Below are 26,316 nucleotides of genomic sequence, written 5' to 3'. Positions count from 1 at the left end.
GCCGAGTGGAGCCACCCATGCTCGAGAGACTGTCGGCGGCATTCCTAATAGCCACCGCCGCAACGATTCCCGGCGCGGCCACCACGCACGCGTCCGCGCCGACGTTCTGCGGTGAGCTCGGCGGTGATTGGGACGGCCAGTACTGCCACACCGCGGTGACGTCGGAACGCAACGCCGTTCGCGACATCAAGATCGCCGTGCCCGACGACCTGGTCGACAACCCGACCACCGGCCCGGTGATCCGCGACTACCTGCACACCCTGGTCAACAATTGGAAGACCGCCAACGCCGGCATGGCCGCCGACAGCTACGGCGAGGAGAACTTCGAGGTCTTCCGGCACGGCAACCTGCTCAGCGCGGTGTTCCACGAGGACTACCACGCCGACGGGCCCAAGCCCAACAACGCCTATCGGACGTTCACCTTCGACATGGCAGCGGGCAGACGGGTGCAGCTCGCCGACCTGACGACGTCAAACCCGCTCTCCGCGATCCCGCCGCTGGCCGCGCCGTTCATCGACACGGCGCTTAATCAGGCGCCGCCACCGCATGATCCGGGCACATACCCGTTCATTCTCGACCGTTGGACGCCCGACAAGGTCTACTCCGGCGCGTACAAGGCGTGGGCGCTGACGCCCGACGAGTTGATCCTCTACATGCCTGACTATCCGGTCGGCCACGACGAGCCGATCAACTTCTCCCCCGGGCTGCCGCAGTGGTACATGGACGGCGGCACCGTCCAGGCGCACATCCCGTTGTCGGCACTGGGTCCGGTGCTGCGCATCTGAGCAAACCCATCGGCCACGCAGGCGGCCGTGTAAGTCGGCCGCGGGTGGGTACGTTTCGAAAGTGCGCCCGCCTCTTTGCCATCTGAGCACCATGCCATCACCCATCTGCACCGCCATGCCGCCCGCGCGAACGATCTGATGGCCAGACCCACGCCGGTGCCAGAGGACTTGCGCCAACTGGCTGAGGCCCATGGAGTGGCGACCTTTTACCGCAATGAGCGACGAGAACCGGTGCAAGTCGATGCCGACGTGGTGATCCGGGTGCTCGGGTTGCTCGAGGTCGATGCCGCTGACGACGCCGGCCGGCGTCGCGAATTGGCAAAACTGGTCGAGCGCAAGCGCGCGGGAGCCCTCGCACCGACAATCGCGATACGACTGAACGGCCGGCCCCGACCGTTTCCAGGAGCGGCGGCGCTGGTCGGCGAGGACGGCACCCGCGCCGAAGTGCGCGACGAACTGCCCGACGACCTGGCGCCGGGTTGGTACCGGCTGCACACCCGGGATGACCAGGAAGTCACCCTGATAGCGGCCCCGCCGCGGGTGCCGCAGACGGCGGTGACCTGGGGATGGATGCTGCAGCTGTATGCGCTGCGCTCGGGCCGCTCCTGGGGCATCGGTGATCTGGGCGACCTGCGGGAGTTCATCGATTGGACCGCGGCGGCGCACGGCGCGGGTGCGGTATTGCTCAACCCGCTCAACGCCCCCGGCCCAACCCATCCGGTGCAGCCCTCCCCCTACACCCCATCGAGTCGACGTTTCACCAACCCGCTGGCGGTCCGTATCGAGGATCTCGACGCCTACCGTCGAGCCGACCCGCAAACCCGCGCGGAAGTCGACGCGCTGCGCGTCTGGCCGCATACCGAGCAAATCGACCACGACCTCGTCTGGGCCGCCAAGCGCGCCGCGCTGGAGTTGCTGTGGCGCGCGCAGGATCGGCCCTGCCCGCTCGACGAATCCCCCTCCAAGGCATTGCGTCAGTGGGCCACGTACTGCGCGCTAGCCGAGCGATACGGCGGCCGCTGGCCGCAATGGCCCGAATCCCTGCGTGATGTCGACGGCCCGGGGGTCACCGAGGCCAGCCGGGAACTGGCACCACGGATTGCCTTTCACGCCTGGGTGCAGCAACGCTGTGCCGAACAGCTGGGCGAAGTCCGCGGCGCCGCGCGACGAGCGGGTATGGCGCTGGGTGTATTGCACGACCTGCCGGTCGGCGTCGACTCCGACGGGGCCGACGCGTGGGCCTTGGCCGACATGCTGGCGACCGGAGTTCACGTCGGCGCTCCCCCGGACAATTTCACCCCGCACGGCCAAGATTGGGGGCTGCCGCCCTGGCGACCGGACCGGCTCGCCGCAACCGGGTACACCGCGCTGCGAGACATGCTGCGCGCCATTCTTATTCACGCCGACGGCCTGCGAATCGACCACGTCGCGGGATTGTGGCGGCTGTGGTGGATACCGCCGGGCGAGTCTGCCGACCGCGGTACGTACGTCCACTACGACGCCGACGCCATGCTTGCCGTGCTCGCGCTGGAAGCCCACCGTGCCGGCGCGACCGTGGTCGGTGAGGACTTGGGCACGGTCGAGCCGGAAGTCACCGAAGCGTTGGGGGCCAACGGAATGCTGGGCTGCGCGGTGTCCTGGTTCACTCGCGACGAGTCCGCACCCGACCAACCTCTGCTTGCCTCGTCGAGGTGGCCGTCGCGCGCGGCCGCCAGCCTGTCCACACATGACCTGCCCACTGTGGCGGGCTTTTTGCGCGGCGAACACGTGCGGGTACGCGCGCAGCTCGACCTGCTCGACGACGTACCCGCAGAGCAAGCCTGCGCCGAGAAGGAAAAGGCCGAGTGGCTGACCCTGCTGCGTTCCGAAGGGCTGCTGCCGGACGATCCGGACGAGAACGACATCATCACCGCGATGCACCGGTTCCTGGCGGCGACGCCGAGCAGGTTGAAGCTGATCTCGCCCTACGACATCGTCGCCGAACCGCGACAACCGAATCTGCCCGGCACCATCGACGAGTACCCGAATTGGCGCCTACCCCTCCCGGAGACGCTGGAGCAGCTGCGCGACGACCCGCGCGTCGCCGAGATCGCCGCCATATTTCGGCCTCAATCCTCCGGGTTGTAGCCGAGGTTGGGGGCGAGCCAGCGTTCGGCTTCGGCCAGAGTCCAGCCCTTGCGCTTCGCGTAGTCGGCGACCTGGTCCTGGGCCACCCGGCCGACTACGAAGTACTGCGACTGCGGGTGCGAGAAATACCAGCCGCTGACGGCGGCACCGGGCCACATCGCCATCGAATCGGTCAACTCGATGCCCGTCCGCTCCTTGACGTCCATCAACTTCCAGAGCGTCGCCTTCTCGGTGTGTTCGGGGCAGGCCGGGTAGCCGGGGGCGGGGCGGATTCCGCGGTACTTCTCGTCGATGAGTGCGTTGTTGTCCAGTTGCTCGTCCGGCTGATATCCCCAGAACTCCTTGCGGACCCGTTGGTGCATGCGCTCGGCGAATGCTTCTGCCAGCCGGTCGGCGACCGATTCCAGCAGGATGGCGCTGTAGTCGTCCAGGGCCGCCTTGAACTCGGCGATCTTTTCCTGGCTGCCCAGCCCCGCGGTCACGGCGAAGGCGCCGATGTAATCGGCCAGACCGGTCTCCTTGGGCGCGATGAAGTCGCCCAGCGACCGGTTCGGGATTCCTTCCCGGTGCTCGCCCTGCTGGCGCAGGTGGTGCAGCGTGGTCAGCACCTCGGTGCGGGTGTCGTCGGTGTACACCTCGATGTCTTCAATCCCCGAGCCGACAGCGTTGGCCGGGAAGAACCCGATGACACCGCTGGCGGTCAACCACTTCTCCTTGATCAGGGTGTCGAGCATCTCCTGGGCGTCGTCGTACAGCTTGCGGGCCGCCTCGCCCGTGGCCGGGTTGTTGAGGATGTCGGGGAATCTGCCCTTCATCTCCCAGGCGTTGAAGAACGGCTGCCAGTCGATGTACTCGCGCAACTCGGCGAGGTCGTAGTCATGAAAATCCCGCACCCCAAGGCCGATGGCGGGCACCGGCGGCGTGTAGCCGTCCCATTCGATCGGCGTCCGGTTCGCGCGGGCCTTTTCCAGCGTCAGCGTCGGCCGCTCGTTTTTCTGGGCGTGCCGTTCGCGCAGCGACGCATAGTCCTTCTCGGTGGCCTCCAGCAGGGCCGGACGCTGTTTGTCGTCCAGCAGCGCGGCGGCGACGGGCACCGAGCGGGAGGCATCCTTGACCCAGACCACCGGACCGCTGCGGCGCGGCGCTATTTTGACGGCCGTGTGGGCGCGCGAGGTAGTCGCCCCGCCGATGAGCAGCGGGATCTCCAGCCCGCCGCGTTCCATCTCGGCGGCGAAGTTGCTCATTTCGTCCAGGGAGGGGGTGATCAGCCCGGACAGGCCGATGATGTCGGCGTCGTGCTCCTGCGCCGCCGCCAGGATCTTCTCGGCCGGCACCATCACACCGAGGTCGATCACCTCAAAGTTGTTGCACTGCAACACGACCCCGACGATGTTCTTGCCGATGTCGTGGACGTCGCCCTTCACGGTCGCCATCACGATCGTGCCGTTGGTGTCCTTCGCCGCTGTGGTGCCGTTCTGCTCTTTCTCCTTCTCGATGAACGGCAGCAGGTACGCGACGGCCTTCTTCATCACCCGGGCCGACTTCACGACCTGCGGCAGAAACATCTTGCCGGAGCCGAATAGGTCACCGACGACGTTCATGCCGTCCATCAGCGGGCCCTCGATCACTTCGATCGGGCGACCACCTGCGCCGGCGATCTCGGCCCGCAGTTCCTCGGTGTCTTCGTCGACGTGGGCGTCGATGCCCTTGACCAGAGCGTGCGTGATCCGCTCGCGGACCGGAAGGCCACGCCACTCTTGGGCAGCCGAGTCGCCGGCCTTGTCCTCCGACTTGTTGAATCGCTCGGCGATCTCCAGAAGCCGTTCGGCCGCGTCCTCCCGGCGGTTCAGCACCACGTCCTCGATGCGGTCGCGCAGCTCGGGGTCGATCGAGTCGTAAGGCACCAGCGCACCGGCGTTGACGATGCCCATGTCCAGGCCGGCCTTGATGGCGTGGAACAGGAACACCGCGTGGATGGCCTCGCGGACGGGGTTGTTGCCCCGGAACGAGAACGAGACGTTGGAGATACCGCCGGAGATGTGCACCCCGGGCAGGTTCTCCTTGATCCAGGCGCAGGCCTCGATGAAGTCGATTCCGTAGGTCGCGTGCTCCTCGATGCCGGTCGCCAGCGCGAAGCAGTTCGGGTCGAAGATGATGTCCTCGGGCGGGAAGCCGACCTCCTCGGTCAGGATCCGGTAGGCGCGGCCGCAGATCTGTTTGCGGCGATCCAGGTTGTCGGCTTGGCCCTGCTCGTCGAAGGCCATCACGACGACGGCGGCGCCGTACTTGCGGCATAGCCGTGCCTCGCGGACGAACTTCTCCTCGCCCTCCTTCATGGAGATGGAGTTGACTATCGGCTTGCCCTGCACGTTCTTCAGGCCCGCCTCGATGACCTCCCACTTGGAGGAGTCGATCATCACCGGGACGCGGCTGATGTCCGGCTCGGCCGCGATCAACTTGGTGAACCGGTCCATCGCGGCGACGCCGTCGATCATGCCCTCGTCCATGTTGATGTCGATGACCTGTGCGCCGACCTCGACCTGTTGCAGGGCAACCGAGAGCGCGGTGTCGTAGTCCTCGGCCTTGATCAGGTTGCGGAACCGGGCGGAGCCGGTGATGTTGGTGCGCTCACCGATGTTCACGAACAGGGAGTCGTCGGTGATGTTGAGCGGCTCCAGACCCGAAAGTCGGGTGGCCACCTCGATTTTCGGCACCTCGCGCGGCGGTTTGCCCTCGACGACCTTGGCGATCGCGGCGATGTGCGGCGGCGCCGTTCCGCAGCAGCCACCGACCAGGTTGACCAGGCCGGCCTCGGCGAAGTCGGCGATGTAGCCGGCCTGACGCTCCGGCGTCTCGTCGTACTCGCCGAAGGCGTTGGGCAGGCCGGCGTTGGGGTAGCAGGACACGAACGTGTCCGCGATCCGCGACATCTCGGCGATGTAGGGCCGCATCTCCGGCGCGCCGAGGGCGCAGTTCAGGCCCACCGCGATCGGCTTCGCGTGCCGGATCGAGTTCCAGAATGCCTCGGTGATTTGGCCGGACAATGTCCGGCCGGAGGCATCGGTGATGGTGCCGGAGATGATCACCGGCCAGCGGCGTCCGCGGTCCTCGAACAGCGTCTCGACGGCGAACACGGCCGCCTTGGCGTTCAGCGAGTCGAAGATCGTCTCGATGATGAGCAGGTCGGCGCCACCGTCGACCAGGCCGTTGGCGGCCTCGAGGTAGGCGGCGACCAGCTGGTCGTAGGAGACGTTGCGGGCTCCGGGGTCGTTGACGTCCGGTGAGATCGACGCGGTCCGGGTGGTCGGCCCGATGGCGCCGGCGACGTAGCGGGGCTTGGACGGGGTGCTGTATTCGTCGGCGGCCTTGCGGGCGAGAGCGGCGCCGGCGTAGTTCAACTCGTAGGCCAGGTCGGCCATGCCGTAGTCGGAGAGGGAGATCGCGTTCGCGTTGAACGTGTTGGTCTCCAGGATGTCGGCGCCGGCCTCGAGGTACTCGTGGTGGATGCCCTCGATGATCTGTGGCTGCGTCAGGTTGAGCAGGTCGTTGTTGCCCTGCAGCGCGGTCGGCCACTCCGTGAACCGGTCGCCACGGTAACCGGCCTCGTCCGGCCGGTCGCGCTGGATCGCGGTACCCATCGCGCCGTCGATCACCACGATCCGCTGACGCAGGGCCGCTGTCAGCTCGTCGGTGCAGTCGGGGCGGATATTCGGCGCGAAGGTGTTCGACTCCGGGACATTCACGGGGGCGGTCACGTGCACTCCTTCCATAGCGGAAGGCGTCCTTGACTATGCCGAGCGTGGCGGACACGGGCGAAGGCCCATATCCGTTGCAACGCCTCTCGACCAGAGAAGTCTACGTCGTCACCCGATCGACGTCCGGACGCCCAACTCATCGCCGCTATCGACAGCTCGTGCCCTGCCAGCGACGTGATAGTTACCAAGGTTAACCATTTTGCAGCCGGTGGTATTTCGTCTCGACGGCCGCGACGCCGGGCGTTGAAGTCCTCTGACGTGAGTTCCGCGGGCGTGCGGTCACGCCGTAAGGATAGTCGTTCTATGAAAACCCGCGGTTGAGCGCGGTTGTGCGAGTCGCTCAGCGGACCGCCCACGGTCCGCATCGTCGCCGCGCTCGACCCAATTGCGCGACTCCTGAGCGGACCGCCCACGGTCCGCATCGTCGCCGCGCGGAAGGCCGTACGCTAATTCTGTGACCCCGCCCGACGGCCCTCCCTTTGGCGAAGCGGCATTGCCCGAACTGCACCACACCGTCGTCGTGGCCGCCTTCGAGGGCTGGAACGACGCCGGCGACGCGGCCAGCGACGCGCTCGAACACCTCGAGGCCATCTGGGAAGCGGACCCGATCCTGGAGATCGACGACGAGGCCTATTACGACTACCAGGTAAATCGCCCGGTGATCCGGCAGGTGGACGGGGTGACCCGCGAGCTGGTGTGGCCCGCGATGCGGATCTCGCATTGCCGCCCGCCCGGCAGCGACCGCGATGTGGTGTTGATGCACGGCGTCGAACCCAACATGCGCTGGCGCACTTTCTGCGCCGAGCTGGTGGCCATCGCCGACAAACTCAACGTGGACACCGTGGTGATCCTGGGCGCGCTGCTGGCCGACACCCCGCACACCCGACCGGTCCCGGTTTCGGGCGCGGCCTACTCCCCCGAGTCGGCCAGGCGCTTCGGCCTCGAGGAAAGCCGCTACGAGGGTCCGACGGGCATCGCTGGGGTGTTTCAGGACTCGTGCGTGGCCGCCGGGATTCCCGCGGTGACGTTCTGGGCCGCGGTGCCGCACTACGTCTCACAGCCGCCGAACCCGAAGGCGACGGTTGCCCTGCTACGCCGCGTCGAGGACGTCCTCGACATCGAGGTGCCGCTGGCCGACCTGCCGACAGACGCCGAGGAATGGGAGCAGGCGGTGACCGAGATGACCGCCGAAGACGAGGACCTCGCCGAGTACGTGCTGTCGCTCGAGCAACGCGGCGACGCCGAGATCGACATGAACGACGCCCTGGGCAAGATCGACGGCGACGCGCTGGCCGCCGAGTTCGAGCGCTACCTGCGCCGCCGTCGCCCCGGCTTCGGGCGCTAGTCGCCATCATCGAGACTGACCACAGGTCGCCGGCGGGCGTCTGAGAACTTGCCGTCGACCGATCAACTACGGAAGCATCGCTTCGCGACTACCGATTGGATCGTTTCATGGCCGCGTTGCCCGACGATGGCAACCCAAATCACATAGCCGGTTCCGACGCTGTCGCCGGCGATTTCGGCGAAGACGCCGGCTACCACAAGGGACTCAAGCCCCGCCAGGTGCAGATGATCGGCATCGGCGGCGCGATCGGCTCCGGGCTGTTCCTCGGAGCAGGCGGGCGGCTCGCCAAGGGGGGACCCGGGATGTTCCTGGTCTACGCCGTGTGTGGGGTGTTCGTCTTTCTCATCCTGCGAGCCCTGGGCGAGTTGGTCTTGCATCGTCCTTCGTCGGGCTCGTTCGTGTCGTATTCGCGGGAGTTCTTCGGCGAGAAGGCCGCCTACGCGATCGGCTGGATGTACTTCCTGGGCTGGTCGATGACGGCCATTGTGGACACCACCGCGATCGCCACCTACCTGCGACGGTGGACGGCCTTCGAATCCATTCCCCAGTGGCTGTTGGCGCTGCTCGCCCTGGTCGTGGTGCTGTCGATGAACCTGATCTCTGTGGAGTGGTTCGGCGAGTTGGAATTCTGGGCGGCGCTGGTCAAGGTTCTCGCGCTGGTTGCCTTCCTGGTTGTCGGGATCGTCTTCCTGGCGGGGCGCTATCGGATCGACGGCCACAGCACCGGCCTGAGCCTGTGGACCCACCACGGCGGGCTGTTTCCCTCGGGCGTGCTGGCGGTGCTGCTCACCACCTCGGGCGTCGTATTCGCCTATGCCGCCATCGAATTGGTGGGCACCGCCGCCGGGGAGACCGCCGAGCCGGAGAAGGTCATGCCCCGCGCGATCAATTCTGTGATAGCGCGCATCGCGATCTTCTACGTCGGGTCGGTGGCGCTGCTGGCCTTGCTGCTGCCCTACACCTCTTATAAGGCCACCGAAAGTCCTTTCGTCACTTTCTTTTCCAAGATCGGCTTCCACGGCGCCGGGGACCTGATGAACATCGTGGTGCTCACCGCCGCCCTGTCGAGCCTGAACGCCGGGCTGTACTCCACCGGCCGCATCATGCACTCGATGGCGTCCAGCGGCAGCGGTCCCCGGTTCGCGACCCGGATGTCGAAGAACGGGGTGCCCTTCGTCGGCATCGCGATGGCGGCCGCTATCTGCCTGCTCGGCATCGCGCTGAACGCGGTCAACCCCGGCGAAGCCTTCGAGATCGTGCTCAACATCGTGGCGCCGGGAATCATCGCGAGCTGGGCCACCATCGTGCTGTGTCAGCTGCGCTTCTACCGGCTGGCCAAGTCCGGACGGGTAGAACGGCCGCGGTTCCGGATGCCGTGGGCCCCGTATTCGGGGTATCTCACCCTGGCGTTTCTGGCCGGCGTCCTGGTCATGATGGCGTTCGACAAGGAGACCGGCACCTGGACCATCGCGACGGTGGTGGTGGTCATCCCGGCGCTGAGCGCCGGATGGTTCCTGGTGCGCCGCCGGGTGGCTGCCGTCGCGGCGCAGCGCGCGGCCCCGACCGGTTAGGACGTGCCGAGGTCGCGGTTGTAGGCGCTGGTGGAACGGCCCAGCGCGGCAACTTGGGCGTCCAGCTGGGGCAGCAGCTCGGCGGTGGATTTGTGCAGGGGCATTTCGCCCACCGGGCTGGACAGCACCGGCTTGACCCACCGAAACAGCGCCACCCAGCGGGGGCAGTAGACGCGGGTGCGACGCCGCTGGATGCCCTTGACGAAAGCGGCCGCGCACTTGTCGACGGTCGTCGTTTTGTTCAGTGGCCACGGGAAGCTGGCCAGCAGCTGGTTGAATGCGGGCAGGTCGGATTGGGTGTCGCGGACCAGGGCGGTGTCGATCCACGACATGTGCGCCGACCCGACCGTGACGCCCAAGTGGGCCACCTCCAGCCGCAGCGCATTGGCCAGCAGCTCGACACCGGCCTTGGAGGCGTTGTACGGCGCCAGACCTGGGCAGGCGGTGTAGGCGGCCAGCGACGAGACGATAAGCACATAGCCCCGGCGCTTGATCAACGCCGGCAACGTCGCGCGCACGGCGTGAAAGACGCCGAGCACGTTGATGTCGAGCACCCGTTGGAACGCGTCGGGGTCGACTTGCAGCACCGACCCGTAGCTGGCGATGCCGGCGTTGGCTACCACCACGTCGATGCCGCCGAATCGCTCGACGGCCCGAGCGGCGGCGGCCTCCATCGCGGACAGATCGCGCACATCGGCGACCGCCGTCAACACCCGTTCCTCGCCGAGTTCGGCCGCGAGGGCTTTCAGGTCGGCTTCGTTGAGATCGGTCAGGACGAGTTTGGCTCCCGTCGCAAACAACCGCCGAGCGGTTTCAGCCCCGATCCCCCGGGCACCGCCGGTGATAAGAACGACTTTGTCCTGCAGCGATGTCATGGTCGCCAACGTACCGTGCGGGCGTTCGAACCCACGCCCGCGCGCCTGGGGTCAGCCCCCGAGCAGCGCTGAATCAGCAGGCTAATCGATTAGCTCAAAATGGCCCCAGCGCACTCTTACACGTTTTGCGTAGAGGCATTTTGTACGGGTTTATCTCGCGGGCTCTGGCGCCACTCTTACCACCCCGTGATGCGCTCCGCTGAATCGGCCTCGGCGGCGTTTTCTGTGTAAACACTACGCTAACTGGACGTTTCCACTACTCTAATTGGCTCGCATCCAGCCGGTGGAGTCGGCGCCGGCCATACGCTCGCCGGCATGACACGCAATTGCGCATGTCGCCGGGGGATCGCCGGATGACAATCAACAGTTTGACCCCGCCGCAAGCGACGTCGGTAGACGTTTCCAAAGCGACGCCAAACGTCATCGAAACAAAGGCGATTCGGCCATGACCGCCGAGTCACCGGCGTGCGGCGGCCCAGCCAACCCAGCCGCCGCGCGCCGGACTCGACCGCGCGCGCCGTTGCGTGCCCCTTGCAGCGGCGGTCTGCTGTCGGGGCACCGGTCCCGCTGTTGTGCACTGCCAGACCCATTTTCATCGCCGACCTTTCCGGGTTCGTCTGCTCCGGGTTTGTCGCGAGCCACGGGTGCGCGACCGGGATCAGGCGGCTTCGTTCGAGTCGGCTCCAGTATTTGAAAGGAGGGATGATGCACAGGAAATCGACTCCACCTGATTTTTCAATGTGGAAATTTGTATCGCGTGCCAGCTTGGGTGATCTTGACACCTATCTCTGGCACCGTCAGGGGAGCAACCTATTCTGCTGGCGCCCGGTGGGTAAGCCTCGGGATGCAGCAAAAAAGAAGGACGTCAGCGAATGACGGGCGGAACTCAGTTCATCCGCTAAAGGGAAGAAAAACGCGGATCAACAGCCTTTTCGGTAGCGCGGGTGGACGACACCACAACTTTCGCGCCTCGACCAGACGGTCCGGAAAACCGATGAGCAATTTTCCGCTCGACGATGGCCATTCCATCGCTTTTGACTTACGGCAGGCCGATTAAGCAGCCGTGTGAACCGGTCCCAAACCCGGATGAGGGCGAGGAAAAGAATCCTTCGCGACCCTCTGCCGCGACACCACCTAAGAGTTCAAGCGGGCGAACTGCCCCTGCCGGTACTGCTCGGCGCACGCCGACCGCCGCACCTTGCCGCTTGTGGTGATCGGTATCGACCCCGGCGCCACCACAACCAGATCCGCGACGCCGAGTCCATGCGAGTTGGACACAGCCGAGGTGACTTCGCGCTGGACGACCGCGAGCTTGTCCGCTCCCTCTTCGTGGGACGTGCGCTGGTTTTTGACTTCGACAATGACGACAAGCTTTTCGATGCCGTCATGCGGAACCGCTATCGCCGCGCACCGGCCCCGGGTGATCTCCTGGATTGTCGCCTCGATGTCGTCGGGTGAGTGGTTACGCCCGTAGACGATCAACAGGTCCTTGATGCGGCCGATGACAAACAGCTCACCTTCGAAGAAGAACCCCGAGTCGCCGGTTCGCAGCCACGGCGCTTCGGGCGTGCCGGCCGACGGAGCGATAAGCCGATCGCCGAAGGTGCGTTCGCTCTCTTGGGGCTTTTGCCAATAACCCATAGCGACGTTGTCACCGTGCACCCAGATCTCACCGACGGTTCGCTGCGGGCACTCGATTCTCGTGTCGGGATCAACGACACGAATCATCGGTGACCGCGGTGCACCGTAGCTGACCAGCGGTGTGCCGGTTGTGCTTTCGCATCGCTGCGCGGTGCCGGTGGCCAGCTCGTCGGATTCGAAGTGGACGATTTTGAGCGGTTCCGCCGGTGTACGGGTCAACGCGTACACCGTTGCCTCTGCGAGGCCATAGCTTGGCCGTATCGCGCTCTCGGGCAAATTGAAGCGCGCGAACCGGTCGGTGAAGCGCCGCATCGTCGCAGGATGCACCCGTTCGCTACCGCTGGCGATGACCAGCACGTCCCCCAGATCCAGTCCGGCCATATCCTCGTCTGATGTCTTGCGTGCCGCCAATTCGAAGGCGAAGTTCGGCGCCGCCGAAAACGCGTGACTTTCCTTGGCCAGCAATTGCATCCATCGGGCCGGTCGCTGCAGGAACGACACTGGACTCGTCAGCACAGCGCGGATTCCGGCCAGAATCGGTGCGCACACTCCCAGTACCAAACCCATATCGTGGTAAAACGGCAGCCACGACACTAGTGTCGTGGCTGGTGGCGCGACGCCTCCGTACTCCACAAAAAAGTCGCACATGACCTGCCTGAAATTCGCCATCAAGTTCTGATGCGAGACCATGACCCCGGCCGGTTGGCGCGTCGACCCGGACGTGTACTGCAAATACGCCAGATCTGGGTGATTCTCCGTCCCGGCGCCGGATCCGGTGCGGGCGTCCAGGTCCAGCAGGTCAACCTCCACGACCGATGGAACGGGTCCGCCAGATTCCGACTTGACGTACTCGGCAACGGTTCCCGCAGCAGGGGACGTGGTGAGAACGACAGTCGGCGACGAGTCGCGCAGCACCGAACTGACGCGCTCATCGCTGACGCCGCCTAGCGGAACCGAAAGCGGAACCGCGATCTGTCCCGCCTGCAACGCGCCGAGAAACGCCACGATGTAATCAAGCCCCTGCGGGGCCATTATGACGGCGCGGTCGCCCGTCGACCCGCAATGTTGGAGTTCCCGTGCAACGTTCACCGTTCGCCGATACAGCTGCGACCACGTCACGCTTTCGGCAACCCCGTCCCAATCCTGCTCGTAATCAATAAAAGTGAACGCCGTGTCGTTGGGCTGCAAGCTGGCGCGTTCACACAGCAGATCCGAAATGGACGTCTCACCCATAATCACTCCATTCCGGTTCGGCCGGGGGTCCAAAAGGGTTTGGTGCGTATCTGGCGTCGGTCCCAGCCACGTTCGGTGATCAATATTTTGCGTAAGGTTTGTATGGTGCTGGCCTCGCCCGCGAGGTAGGCGATCCCGGGATGGTCGGGCAGTGGGAGGCCACGCAGGGCGTCGGCGAGCACGGCGGAGTTCGCGGCTGAGGCGTCACCGCGCTCGACCCGGGTTAGGGGTCGGGCCAGCGGAAGGTGGTCGGCGTCGGTTGCGGCCTCGATCAATCCGTAAACCTCGGCGGTTGGGGGCATGGCTCGAAGCATCGCGGCAAACGCGACCGACGCGGTTTCTTCGCCGGCGAACACGTAGTAGGGCGCGTCGTGCCGAACAACGAGATTGCCCTGGGGCCGGGTGATATGGGTGTGATCTCCGACGGAGGTGGCCGTCGCCCAGCGTCTTGCGGGTGTCGCGGCCTTCGGGTCACCGTCGTGGTCGAACATCACGATGTCGAGTGTGCCGAGGTCCGGATCGGCGTCATAGATGGAATACGTGCGCAGCACGGGGTATGAATGCAGCTTCGACCACGATTCACGCAGACTCTCCACCTTCAGCCGAACCTGCTGACCTGGCGTCCAGTTCAGCCCTTGCAGCCGCGGGCCGCTGAACCGGATGCGGCGCATTCTTGGTGTCAGCGTCTCGATCTCGCTGACAGACGCAGAGACGAACACCGCGTCGCGCAGGGCGCTGACGAGCGGCAAAGCGCCGATGAGCGTGGCCATGCTCAGTAGTTGTTGCAGGTGCTGAAGACCCGCAAGACGAGTCCGAACTGCTGGTCAGCCCCCGGCTGGCTCGCCAGCATCTGGGCCATCCGCTGGCGTTGACTCGGCGGCGCGGCGAGGAACTGACGCAAAAAGGAGACGCTCTCCGGCGAGGAGTTGAATTGTGCGGCGGCTTGGGGATCTGCCGCCTGCAGCGCCGATTGCACCTGGTCGTAGTTACAGGTTGTATTGACGAACGGGCTCAGATCCCGATCGGCGGACGCCAGGCCGGCGCCGGCGGTCAACGACAACGCCAGGCCGCAAGCCCCGACCGCCAACCTGGTCAACGATAGTGTGGTCATTTGGATACCTCCTGAATGGGAGTGAACTCGAGGTGTAATTCCTTGAGCCGTCGGAATAGTAGGGTGCTGTCCCATTTGAGCCGACGGGCACCCGGCGGGCCGTGCTTGGCCTCGGAGAGCCGAATGTCGGCCATCCGGTTGAGGATTCGTTCCAAGCTCACCCGCACTTCGGCGCGCGCGATCGGGGCGCCCGGGCACGTGTGAACGCCACGGCCGAATGCCATGTGATGCAATATGTTCGGGCGGCCCAGGCGGAATTCGTTGGGCTCGTCGAACCGCCGCGGATCGCGGTTCGCCGCGCCGTTCATCACCAAAATGCTGGTTCCGGCTGGCACATCGACGTCGCCGATCTTGGTGGTGCGCCGCGCCAGGCGGAAATTCGATTTGATCGGGCTTTCGATGCGAAGCATCTCCTCGATGAACGCCGGAATCTTCGAGTTGTCCTCGCGCAGTAGCCCTTGCAGGTCCGGCCGCTCCGCCAGCGTGAGCGTCGAGAGGCTCAGCAGGTCGATCGTCGTGCCGTGGCCGGCGGCATACATGAAGGTGGCGACGCGGGCAACGTCAATCGCGTCGGGTGTCGTGCCGTCGGGAAACTTCGCCAGCGCCAGCTCGGTGAGGACATCGTCGCGCGGATTGCGCCGCCGCTCCTCGATGTACTCGACGAACCACTCCTCTTTCACGCCGACGAAACCACTGCGGTCGCCCTCGAGCCTGCTGGCTATCGCAGCGCGGCGGAATCGGTCACGATCGGCTTCGGGCACGTCCAGCAGGTCGGTGATCGCGTCGAGCGTGAAGGGGAAGTTGTAGTCGATGACGATCTCGCACTTGCCCTTCGCGACGAAGCGGTTGAGTTGCTCGTCGGCGAGGCGCCACAGGAAGTCCTCGTTGTTCTTCAGCTGCTTCGGCGTGAACAACCGGCTCAACAGCGAGCGGTGTGCGGTGTGTGTCGGAGGATCGAACGTGATGAAGTAGTCGCCGAACGTCACCTTCTTGCGGTGCCGCTCGATCACCTCCGAGATGTCATCGCTGTCGGTTTTGGTGGGAATCCCCGACCATGGTCCGCTGACGATATTGCAGACCGACAAGGCCTGTTCGGTGTCGCGTTGCACCGCGAGGGCCTCGTCGTATCCCGACACCATCACCACGCCGTGCGCGGGCTCACGCCATACCGGGCACCGCCGGATCGCGTCGTAATAGTCGTATGGGTCGTCCACAAGCGACTTCTCGGTGAAGAAGTCGAGGTTCTCGGGCCCCCTCACTTCACCGGACTTGCCTGTGATCGTGTAGTCAGATCGCATGGTGTTCAAACCCTTTCAGCCTTCAGCGCGCCGTCCGCGGGCGCCAACTTTTCGCACAGCAGCTCCGCCAGACCGCGAATGGTGCCAATGGTGGCGATGTCGGCGGGCGTCACGCGTATGCCCGTCTCTGTCTGGATGCGGGTAAGTAGTTCGAGGCCACCCAATGAGTCAAGGCCGTACTCGGAGAGCGGACGATCGGGATCGACGCTGCGACGCAGTATCAGGCTGACCTGGTCGGAGATCAGGCGCCGCAGCCGGGTAGGCCACTCCTCCACCGCCAGCTCATCGAGCTCCGCACGCAGTTTGCTTGTGCCCGTTGAGCTTTGCCCGTTGGAGCGGAACGCTTCGGCGAAGGGACTGCGCTGAGCGAAAGCGGTCAACCACGGTGCACGCGTTATCGGCGCATACCCGGTGCAGGCGCGGTCGTGGCGCAGCAGCGCCTCGAATGCATACGCGCCTTCGTCTGGTGCTATGGCATCGTCGGCGTTTTCGGCCAGGGTGGTGCCGCGTCCTATCTGCGCCCAGGCGCCCCATGCGATCGCGGTGGCCGGCAAACCTTGAGCCCGCCGCCAGCGGGTGAAGGCGTCCAGCCAGCTGTTGGCAGCGGCGTAGGCACCCTGCCCGGGCGACCCCACCAGCGCTGCGGCGGAGGAAAACGAGCAGAACCAGTCCAACGGCTGCTCGGCGGTGGCGGTGTGCAGATCCCATGCGCCGTAAACCTTTGGCGCCCAGTCATGCTCGATGAGCTCGTCGGTGATATTACTCAGTGTGGCATCCTCGATCACCGCCGCCAGATGCAGCACACCGCGCATCGGAAGCCCGGTGGCGGTCGCTGTAGCCACCAACCGCTGAGCCGTACCGACCTCGGCTATGTCGCCGCAGTCGACCACGATGTCGGCACCGATCTCCCGCATGCGTTCGATCGTCTCCAGCGCGGTGGCATTTGGTTGCGAGCGCGAGGACAGCACGATACGTCCACAACCGGCCCCGGAACCAGGAGAAGCCATCTTCTCGGCCAAGAACAGTCCCAGGCCCCCCAGCCCGCCGGTGACGATGTAAGCGCCGTCGTTGCGGAAGACCCCGACCTGCGCCGGCGGCACCATCACGCGGCTGCGGCCGGCGTGCGGGACATCGAGCACGAGTTTTCCGGTGTGCTGGGCTCCGCTCATCACCCGAATCGCCGTGGCCGCGTCGGCGAGCGGGTAGTGCGTGCTTTGCGGCATCGGCAGTGAGCCGTCCGCGGTGAGTTGGTAGACCGTGTTCAGCAGGTCTCGCAGCCTGTCCGGGTGGCTGAATGACATCAACGCCAGGTCGAGCGCGTAGAACGTGAGATTGCGCCGGAACGGGAAGAGCCCCAAGCGGGTGTCGCCGTAGATGTCGCGTTTGCCAATCTCGACGAATCGTCCACCGAACGCCAGCAATTCGACCCCCGCACGCTGGGCGGCACCGATGACCGAGTTGAGCACGATGTCCACACCATAGCCGTCGGTGTCGCGGCGTATCAGGTCGGCGAACTCGACGCTTCGCGAGTCGTAAACATGCTTAATGCCCATGTGGCGCAGTAACTCTCGACGTTGCTCGCTGCCGGCGGTGGCGAAGATCTCGGCCCCCGCCGCCCGCGCGACGGCGATTGCCGCCTGTCCGACGCCGCCGGTCGCGGAGTGGATCAGCACCCGGTCACCGGCGCCGATTCGGGCCAGTTCATGCAGGCCGTAGTAGGCGGTGGCATGCGCGGTCGTCACCGCCGCAGCCTGGTCGTCGGCCAGGCCGGCGGGCAGCGTGACAGCCAGGCGCGCGTCGCAGGTGAGGAAGGTACCCCAACAACCGTTGGCGCTCAGGCCCCCGACATGATCACCAACCTTGTGGTCGGTCACGTCTGGTCCGACTGCGGTCACGACGCCGGCGAAGTCGGTGCCCAGCTGCGGCAGGCGCCCCTCGAAAGCGGGGTAACGGCCGAACGCGACGAGCACGTCGGCGAAGTTGATGCTGGATGCGCTGACCGCGACCTCGATCTGTCCCGGCCCCGGTGGAACGCGGTCGCAGGCAACGAGTTCGAGTGACTCCAGATCACCGGGCGTACGGATCTGCAGGCGCATGCCGTCGCACTCGTGGTTGGCGACGGCGGTTTGCCGCTCCTCGGGAAGCAGTGGAGCAGGGCACAACCGCGCGTTGTACCACGCGCCGTTTCGCCAGGCGGTCTCGTCCTCCTCCGACCCGCCGAGCAGTTGGCGTGCCAGCTGTTCGGCCTCGGTGGATTCGTCCACGTCGATGTGGCTGGCGCCCAGATGCGGATGTTCCATGCCGATTACCCGGATCAGGCCCCGCAACCCGGCCTGCTCGAGGTTGGGCACGTCGTTGGACACCACGGTTTGGGCGTTGCGGGTCACGACATACAAGCGGGGCGATTCGCCGGGAAGGTCGGCCAACTCGCGGGCAATGCGCACCAGATGTTGCACGTAGTCCCGGCCCAGCAGCGCACAGTGCTCGCCGGCCTCGCCGTTCTTCGGTCCGGTGAGGATCACCACACCGGTTATTCCACCGCCGCGCAAATGATTTCCCAGCTGTTCCACGTTTGACATGTGGTCGCCCTGCTGCGGCCAGGACATCGTGGTGCAGTGCGCCCCAAGGTTTTTCAGGGCGTCAGCCAGCGTGCTGGCCATCACGTGCGCGGTGGTGGTGGTGCCGATCAGCAGCCAGCTTCCGGCGTCGGTGTGGTCCGGTTCGGGCAATTCTCGTTGCCGCCATTCGATGGTCAACAGTCGCTCGGCCAGCACCCGATCTTTATTGCCCCGATCGGATGCGCCGGCGCCCACTCGCAGCCCCTGCACGGTCAACAGGACCGCCCCGTGCTCGTCGAGCACGTCGATGTCGGCCTCGACCCCGGAGGTGTCGGCTTTCGTCACCCGTGTGTAGCAGTAGTGGGCGTTGCGGGCAGCGCTGTAGGAGCGGAGTCGACGGATGCCCAGCACCAACCCCAGCGCACCGTCGCCCAGGGCCTGAACGTCCGGATGGGCTTCAACGGACTGGAAACAGGCGTCCAGCAGTGCGGGGTGCACGCCGTAAGCGGATTGTTGCGAGCGGATTTGGCGCGGTAGCGCCACCTCGGCCAGGACGGTCGCCTCCGCGCCGGTGTGGACATTCCCCAGACCGGCGAACGCGGGACCGTACTGAACGCCACGTTGGTCCATGCGTTCGCGCACCTCGTCGCCGTCGTCGCAACTCGCATGGGCGGCCAGTAGTGTGGACACGTTGTACGCAGGTGGCTGCTCATCCTCTGCGGCGCGGAGCACCGCGGCAGCGTGCCGCGTGTGTTCGCCGCCCCGATTCGACTCCACGGCGAAGTCGACGACGCCCGGCGATGACAACGACGCGGAGGCACCGATCGTGGTCCGCTCATCCAGCAGGAGTGCCTGCTCGAAACGGATGTCGCGAACCTCAGCCGCCTCGCCGAGCACGGTACGCGCGGCCGCTAACGCCATCTCGCAGTAAGCGGCTCCCGGAAGCACAACCACATTGCGGATCTGGTGGTCGGCGAGCCAGGGCTGGGCGGCGGTGCCGACGTCGGCCTGCCACAAGTGGCGCTCAGGCTCCTCCTGCAGGTGCACGTGCGAGCCCAGCAACGGATGTACCGAAACGGTGCAACCGCCATGGGTCGGGGCTTCCTGACCGGCGCCGCTCAACCACAGCCGACGGTGCGTCCAGGTCGGCAGCGGCGCGTCCACCAGGTGTCCACCCGGGTAAAGCTTGGAGAAATCGACCGCGGCACCCGCACTGTGCAGATCCGCCACAAACCCACGCAACCCGTGGGGAAGCGCTTGTTCACGGCGCATACCGGCCAGAGCGGCCATCGGCATCTCGCGACTGCGGGCGGTCTGCTCGAGAGCGCGGATGAGTAGCGGGTGTGGCGCCAGCTCGGCAAAGACCCGGTAGCCGTCCTCCAAAGCGGCCTGCACGGCCGTGGCGAACCGCACCATGCGGCGCATGTTGTGCGCCCAGTAATTGGCGTCGCACACTGGCTGCTCGCGCGGATCGAACAGGGTCGCCGAGTAGAAGGGAACTTCCGGTGTCAACGGGCTGATCTCTGCGAGTGCGTCGGTCAGCTCATCCATGATCGGATCGACTTGGGGCGAATGAAAGGCGACGTCGGTGGGGACCTCGCGGGCCATCACGTCACGCTGCTCCCAGGCCGCGACCAGGTCGCGAACTGTTTGCGCGGCGCCGGCGATCACCGTGGATTGGGGCGAGGCCACCACCGCCACCACGACGTCGTTGATACCGCGCGCCGTCAATTCCGAAAGCACTTGCTGCGCGGGCAATTCCACCGATGCCGTGGCACCGGTACCGGCGACGCGGAACATCAGCCGCGAGCGGCGGCAAATAACACGCAGCCCGTCTTCCAGTGACAGTGCACCCGCGACGACAGCTGCGGCGGCCTCGCCGAGGGAGTGCCCGATGACCGCGCCCGGGCGGACTCCGTAGGACCTCATGGTGGCCGCCAGCGCGACCTGCATGGTGAACAGCGTCGGCTGGATCCGGTCTTGACCGGTCACGACCTGCCGCGTCGATATCGCCTCGGTCACTGAGAACCCGGACTCGACGGCGATCACCGGCTCTGCCTGCGCGACGGTGGCCGCAAACACCGGTTCGGTCGCCAACAGGTCCGCGCCCATCGCAGCCCATTGCGAACCCTGCCCGGAGAACACCCATACCGGTCCACGTTCGTCCTGTCCGACCGCGGCCGGATACGGCGTATCGCCGTCGGCAATTTCGCGCAACGCCTCTGCGAGCTCGAACCGGTTATCGGCAATGACGGCGGTGCGTACCGGGCGGTGCACGCGCCGACGCGCCAGGGTGTAGGCCAGATCGGGCAAGGCCAGGTCGTCATGCGCTCGCACCCAGTCGGCCAGCCGACCGGCGGTGCGGCGCAATTCGTCGGCCGAGGTGGACGACAGCGGGAACAGCAGCGGCGATCGCAAGCGCGGCGAAGCCGGGCGCAGCGGGTCGTCGCCAACGAACGCTGCCGCCGTCGTCGCCGGTTCGGCTGAGATGCCCTCGGGCACAGCGGCTTCGGGAGCCGGTTCAGGTGCCTGCTCCACGATGGCGTGCACGTTGGTGCCCGACAGCCCGTACGACGAGACCGCCGCCCTTCGTGGGTGGTGGCCGTTGGTGGTCCACGGCGTAGTCTCTTGCGGCACAAACAGTTTTGTATCGATCTGGGCAAGATCATCGGGCAGCTGGGTGAAGTGCAGATTCCGGGGAACCGCACCGTGTTGCAGCGCGAGGATCGCCTTCATCAGCCCGAGCGCCCCGGAGGCCGCCTGGGTATGCCCGAAATTGGTCTTCACCGACGCGAGCGCGCAGGGGCCCTCGATGCCGTAGACGTTGGCCAGGCTGGCGTACTCGATCGGGTCACCAACCGGGGTGCCGGGACCGTGCGCCTCGACCATGCCGACCGTGCGGGCGTCCACACCCGCGGCGGCTAACGCCGCCCGATAGACCGCGGTCTGGGCGGTCTCGGACGGGGTCGCGATGTTCACGGTGTGACCGTCCTGGTTGGCGGCCGTTCCGCGCACCACGGCCAGGATCCGATCACCGTCGCGCAGCGCGTCGGACAGCCGCTTGAGTAGCAGCATGACGCTGCCTTCGCCACCCACGAACCCGTCGGCCGCGACGTCGAAGGCGTGGCAGCGTCCGGTCGGCGAGAGCATGCCCTCGGCGGACCCCGCGGAGAATTTCCGCGGATCCAACGCCAGCGTGGCGCCGCCAGCCAGGGCAAGGTCGCTCTCGCCCTCGTGCAGGCTGCGGCACGCCAGGTGTATCGCGGTCAGGCCGGAAGAACACGCGGTGTCCACGGTCAATGCGGGACCGTGGACCCCCAGGGCGTAGGCGATGCGCCCGGAAGCCAGGCTGAAGTTGCTGCCGGAAAAGCCGTACGCCCCCTCCACGGAGTGCGCATCGGCGGCCAGCAATTGGTAGTCGCCATGCGTCAATCCCATGAACACACCGGTGAGCGAGTCGGCGATTCGCTCCCGGGTGAGGCCGGCGTGTTCCATGGCCTCCCATGAGGTTTCCAGAAGCAACCGATGTTGCGGATCCATCGCGGTCGCTTCCCGCTCGTTGATCCCGAAGAACTCGGGGTCGAAGCCGGCGACGTCGTCGATGAATGCGCCCCACCGGGATACCGACCGACCCGGCACACCCGGCTCGGGATCGTAGTATTCGTCGGCGTCCCAGCGGTCGGCCGGAATTTCGGTAACCGTGTCGTCGCCGCGCAACAACGCCGCCCACAACTGCTCCGGGGAGTCGATGCCTCCGGGTAGCCGGCAAGCCATGCCGATCACGGCAACAGGAGTGACGGGTGTCGTGCCGATCCGGGGCGGCGAATCGGTCGAATGCGGTTGCTGCATAACGTCGTTGATCTGGTGTGCAGTCACTTCGCCTCCTCAGAGAAACGACTAAGTAGCATGTCCGTTTCGCGCACGCATTCAGGTTCCAAAAGGGCTTTGAGCTGTGGGCCATAGAGGATGAGCGACTCGGTACTCATCATTTCTTCATGCACACAGTCGATCGGGTAGCTGTTGATGTTGCCCGTTACGTACGGTCGCCAACGTTGCACAAGAGGCGAACTGCGATCGCCCTCGTCCCGCACGGCAGTAAATATGTCTACATCCCCATCGAACACACCGGGTTCGTGGGCTCGATACAACGCCCCATTGTTGTTGATGTTTCGAATACCCAAATCCAGAAGCTGCTTGTACGGCGAAAATTCGACGATTCCTCGTTCGCGAAGTAGTTCTTCTACCCGCTGATAGGTAAGCGGCCCATCCTGTTCCGGAACATCGATACGGCAGAACCGCAAGACGTCTGCCAGCACGTCCTCCTCGCCGATGTTCGACGCAGTCGCGCCGCTATCGATACTGGGTTGAGCGTCGAGAAAGACGAGACGTTCGATTGCGTATCCGCGTCGCTGAAGCTCGATGGCGATTTCGTGGGCGACAGCACCGCCGAACGACCAGCCGAGAAGGCGATAGGGCCCGGTGGGCCAAATCCGTTGAATCCTGTCGGCATAGTTCTTCGCCATATCGCGAATTGACGGAGGTTCGCCTTCACCATCTTGCGGGCTTTGTTGAATACCAATGATCGGGCAGTCCAGGTAAATACCAAGAGCCTGATACGGCCAACTCACCCCACCGGCGGGATGAATGCAGAACAACGGAACACCCGTGCCCTGCTTGAGGAACTCAACAAGGACTACTTCCGCCTCGCTGGCGTCTTGGCCCAACTGCTGACTCAAGCTTCTGACGGACGGCGCGTGGAATAGCGTGCGCACCGCAAGATTCGCGTCCAAGCTGGCGTTGATCGCTGCGATCAAGCGCATCGCCAGCAGGGAATCTCCGCCCAAATCGAAGAAGGAGTCGTCGACACCGACCCGCTCGAGCCCGAGTACCTGGGCGTAAATGCCGGCCAGGATCTCCTCGGTGAGGGTGGCCGGGGCGCGGTAGCCATCGGCCTTGGCGTATTCGGGTGCCGGCAGGGCGCGGGTATCGAGTTTGCCGTTGTTGGTCAACGGCAACGCGTCAAGCGTCATTACTGCCGCCGGCACCATGTAGGCCGGTAGCCGCTCGGCCAGCAGGGCGCGGAGCTCGGCCGGGTCGGCGGTTCCGGTGACGTAGCCGATAAGGCGCTTGTCGCCGGGGCGGTCCTCGCGAGCAATCACCACCGCCTGCTCCACCCCGTCGAGGGCGGCCAGCGCAGCGCGGATCTCCCCGAGCTCGATGCGATACCCGCGGACCTTGACCTGATCATCGGAACGTCCCAGATACCGCAACTGCCCGTCGGGGCCCCAACACACCAGATCCCCGGTGCGATACATGCGTGTTCCCGGCGCTCCAGCGCCCGCGAACGGGCAGGCCACAAACCGCGACGCGGTCAAGGCTGCCCGCCGCCAGTACCCGCCTGCCACACCGGCGCCGGACACGTACAACTCGCCGACCACACCGGCGGGCACTGGCCGTAACCAGCTGTCCAGCACAAACAACGCCGCTCCCGGTACCGGCGAGCCGATCGGCACCACACCCGGCTCGGCCACCAGCGGCGCACTGACCGCTGCATACACCGTGGCCTCGGTCGGGCCATAGGCATTGAGCATCACTCGACCCCGCGCCCAGCGATCCACCAGCTCGGCCGGGCAAGCCTCGCCGGCCACCACCAAAGTGACCGAGTCCAGACCCTCCGGTGACAGCATCCCCGCCGCGGATGGGGTCTGGCTCAACACATTGACTTCTTCGGCAACCAGCAATGAGTGGAAGTCTTCCGGCGACCGCGCCACCGATTCGGGGACCACCACCAGCCGCCCGCCGTGCAACAGCGCGCCGAAGACCTCCCACACCGAGACATCGAAGCTGTGGGAATGCCATTGCGACCACACCTGGCCCGGTCCCGACGGAAGGTCTGCGTGCAGGGTTGCCACCAGCTGACTGATGTTGCGGTGGGCGACCGCAACGCCTTTGGGAACACCGGTGGTGCCCGAGGTGTAGATCAGGTAGGCGATATCGTCGGGATCCAGCACCGACGCCGGCAATGCAGTGCACGGATACGTCCGGATGCGCGGATCGTCGACGTCGATGACCAGCAACTCGTGCCCGTCCAGCCGCCCGGCCAGCGCGGAAGTGGTGAGCGCGGCGATCGGCGCGGAATCGGCGACCATGAACCCGACCCGGGCCACCGGGAGCGCGGGGTCGATCGGCACATACGCCGCCCCGGTCTTGAGCACCGCCAACATGGACACGATCGCCTCGGTTGACCGCGAAAACAGCAGGGCCACATACTGTCCCCGGCTCACTCCCTGTCCGGCCAGTAGATGCGCCAACCGGTTCGACGCCTCATCGAGCTCCCGGTAGGTCATCGAGCGGGCTTCGAAGGTCACCGCCACCGCATCCGGTGTCCTGGCCACCTGTTCGGCGAACAGCGCTGGAATCGACACCGGCGCGCTGACCGGCGCGGTCAACACCGCCCGGTTGCTGACCTCGTCCAGCCGGGCATACTCCGCCGCATCCAGCACATCCACCGACGAAAGTCGTTGCGTGGGATCGGCGGTGACCGCCATCAACAGCCGCTGCAACCGCGCGATCAACACCGCGATGCTGTCCTCGTCGAACACATCGGTGCGGAACTCCACCGACCCGCCGATCCCGGCGGGCTCCCCGGCGGCGTTCCAGCGCTCGCCCAACGTCAGTGTCAGATCCATGCGCGCGGTGTGGGTGTCCGCCGGCAGCGGGGTTACCTGCAGATCACCTAAGGCCAACGCGGCGGCGTTATCGTCCGTGGCGAAGTTCTGCCAGGCCACCACCACCTGCACCAGCGGGTGATGGGCCAACGATCGGGTCGGGTTGAGCCGCTCCACGAGCACCTCGAAGGGCACATCCTGGTGCTCGAAGGCCGCCAGGCTACGCGCTCGCACCTGGGCCAGCAGCTCGGCGACCGTGGGGTCGTCGGCCATCTCCACCCGCAACACCAGGGTGTTGATGAAGACCCCCACCACCTCATCCAGCACAGGGTCACTGCGCCCGGCGATCGGGAACCCCACCGCCACATCGGGACTGGCGCTGAGCTTGGCCAGCAGCACCGCCAGGGCGGCCTGGATCACCATGAAGCTGGTCGCGTTGTGCTCACGCGCCACCCGCGCGACCTGCTGCTGCAGCTCGGCGGGCCACTCCACGGCCACGCTGGCCCCGCGGTAATCGGCGACTGGCGGGTAGGGCCGGTCGGTGGGCAGCGCCAGCCGCTCGGGCAGCCCGGCCAGTTCCTGTTCCCAGTAGGCCAGCTGCGCGGCGATGCGGCTGTCGGCATCGGCCAGATCGCCCAGGTGCGCGCGCTGCCACAGCGTGTAATCGACGTACTGCACCGCCAAGGACGCCCAACCCGGGGCCTGCCCCACACGCCGGCTGGCATACGCCACCGCCAGATCAGCCACCAGCCGGGTGATCGACCAGCCGTCGGCGGCGATATGGTGCACCGCGGCCACCAGCACGTGCTCGTCCTCGGCGACGCGGAAAAGCGTTGCCCGCAACGGCATTTCGGCCGCCAGATCAAACGTGTGATGTACCACCGCGCCGACGGCCTCACCTAGCCGGCTTTCGGGCCAGCCGGTGGCGTCGACGACCTCCCACCCGATATCGACACCATCGGCCGGCATAACCACCTGCCGCGGAATCCCTTCGACCGACGGGAACAGAGTCCGCAGGCTTTCCTGGCGGGCCACCACATCGGCCAACGCCGCACCGAGCGCCTCGGCATCCAGGCGTCCACTCAGTCGCAGTGCCGCCGGTATGTTGTACACCGGCGAGGGCCCCTGCAAGTGGTCCAAGAACCACAACCGCTGCTGGGCAAACGACAACGGCACCACCGCCGGCCGCTCGACCGCCACCAACGGCTCATGCCCATCCCCGTCTTCTCCGATCCGCGGTGCCAGCCTGGCCACCGTGGGCGCATCGAACAGGGTGCGCACCGCGAGGTGCGCATTCAGGGCGCTGTTGACGCCGGCGATGACTCGCATTGCGGATAGTGAGTCTCCGC

At 65.9% G+C, this 26,316-nt stretch carries 12 protein-coding genes; 4 read left to right on the top strand and 8 right to left on the bottom strand.

The genetic code is table 11. From position 1 onward, the window contains the following. Positions 1–17 precede the first annotated feature (17 nt). Positions 18–785: a mannan-binding family protein gene (locus BST14_RS15935; RefSeq protein WP_083065332.1), complete on the top strand. Its 768-nt coding sequence runs from the start codon at positions 18–20 to the stop codon at positions 783–785. A gap of 138 nt (positions 786–923) precedes the next feature. Continuing rightward, positions 924–2,912 carry a 4-alpha-glucanotransferase gene (malQ, locus tag BST14_RS15930; RefSeq protein WP_083065331.1) on the top strand — a complete coding sequence of 663 codons (1,989 nt, stop codon included), beginning with the start codon at positions 924–926 and terminating at the stop codon, positions 2,910–2,912. Here malQ and metH read toward each other — a convergent pair. After that, positions 2,894–6,682: a methionine synthase gene (gene metH, locus BST14_RS15925; RefSeq protein WP_083065313.1), complete on the bottom strand. Its 3,789-nt coding sequence runs from the start codon at positions 6,680–6,682 to the stop codon at positions 2,894–2,896. The two genes, malQ and metH, sit on opposite strands and share 19 nt — an antisense overlap. A 439-nt stretch (positions 6,683–7,121) precedes the next feature. Between metH and BST14_RS15920 the strand changes: the two genes are divergently transcribed. Continuing rightward, positions 7,122–8,012, top strand: a complete 891-nt coding sequence (locus BST14_RS15920; RefSeq protein WP_211280729.1) for a PAC2 family protein — start codon at positions 7,122–7,124, stop codon at positions 8,010–8,012. Between the two features lie 107 nt (positions 8,013–8,119). Beyond that, complete coding sequence (locus BST14_RS15915) at positions 8,120–9,583, top strand: amino acid permease (RefSeq protein WP_083065312.1); 1,464 nt, start codon at positions 8,120–8,122, stop codon at positions 9,581–9,583. On the opposite strand, the gene BST14_RS15910 is transcribed toward BST14_RS15915, so the two are convergent. The 7 genes from BST14_RS15910 to BST14_RS15880 all read right to left on the bottom strand — a co-directional run. Continuing rightward, complete coding sequence (locus tag BST14_RS15910) at positions 9,580–10,458, bottom strand: SDR family oxidoreductase (protein ID WP_083065311.1); 879 nt, start codon at positions 10,456–10,458, stop codon at positions 9,580–9,582. The two genes, BST14_RS15915 and BST14_RS15910, sit on opposite strands and share 4 nt — an antisense overlap. A 1,134-nt stretch (positions 10,459–11,592) precedes the next feature. Beyond that, complete coding sequence (locus BST14_RS15905; protein ID WP_083065310.1) at positions 11,593–13,332, bottom strand: AMP-binding protein; 1,740 nt, start codon at positions 13,330–13,332, stop codon at positions 11,593–11,595. 2 nt (positions 13,333–13,334) lie between these two features. Next, positions 13,335–14,102: a siderophore-interacting protein gene (locus tag BST14_RS15900; RefSeq protein WP_083065309.1), complete on the bottom strand. Its 768-nt coding sequence runs from the start codon at positions 14,100–14,102 to the stop codon at positions 13,335–13,337. Between the two features lie 2 nt (positions 14,103–14,104). Further along, positions 14,105–14,443 (bottom strand): hemophore-related protein, encoded by a 339-nt coding sequence (locus BST14_RS15895; protein WP_083065308.1) that lies wholly within the window; start codon positions 14,441–14,443, stop codon positions 14,105–14,107. Beyond that, positions 14,440–15,741 carry a cytochrome P450 gene (locus BST14_RS15890; RefSeq protein WP_083065307.1) on the bottom strand — a complete coding sequence of 434 codons (1,302 nt, stop codon included), beginning with the start codon at positions 15,739–15,741 and terminating at the stop codon, positions 14,440–14,442. The genes BST14_RS15895 and BST14_RS15890 overlap by 4 nt, the downstream gene beginning before the upstream one ends. Before the next feature lie 5 nt (positions 15,742–15,746). Continuing rightward, entirely contained in the window at positions 15,747–22,148 is a 6,402-nt protein-coding gene (gene pks2 / locus BST14_RS15885) for a sulfolipid-1 biosynthesis phthioceranic/hydroxyphthioceranic acid synthase (RefSeq protein WP_211280730.1), read from the bottom strand. A 23-nt stretch (positions 22,149–22,171) separates the two neighbouring features. Continuing rightward, positions 22,172–26,316 (bottom strand): non-ribosomal peptide synthetase (locus BST14_RS15880; RefSeq protein WP_142279427.1); only part of this gene is annotated, 4,145 nt, incomplete at its 5' end.

The organism is Mycobacterium arosiense ATCC BAA-1401 = DSM 45069 (assembly GCF_002086125.1).
GTDB lineage: Bacteria > Actinomycetota > Actinomycetes > Mycobacteriales > Mycobacteriaceae > Mycobacterium > Mycobacterium arosiense.
Note: the sequence above shows the minus strand (reverse complement) of the source record. Positions and strands in the feature narration are given on the sequence as shown.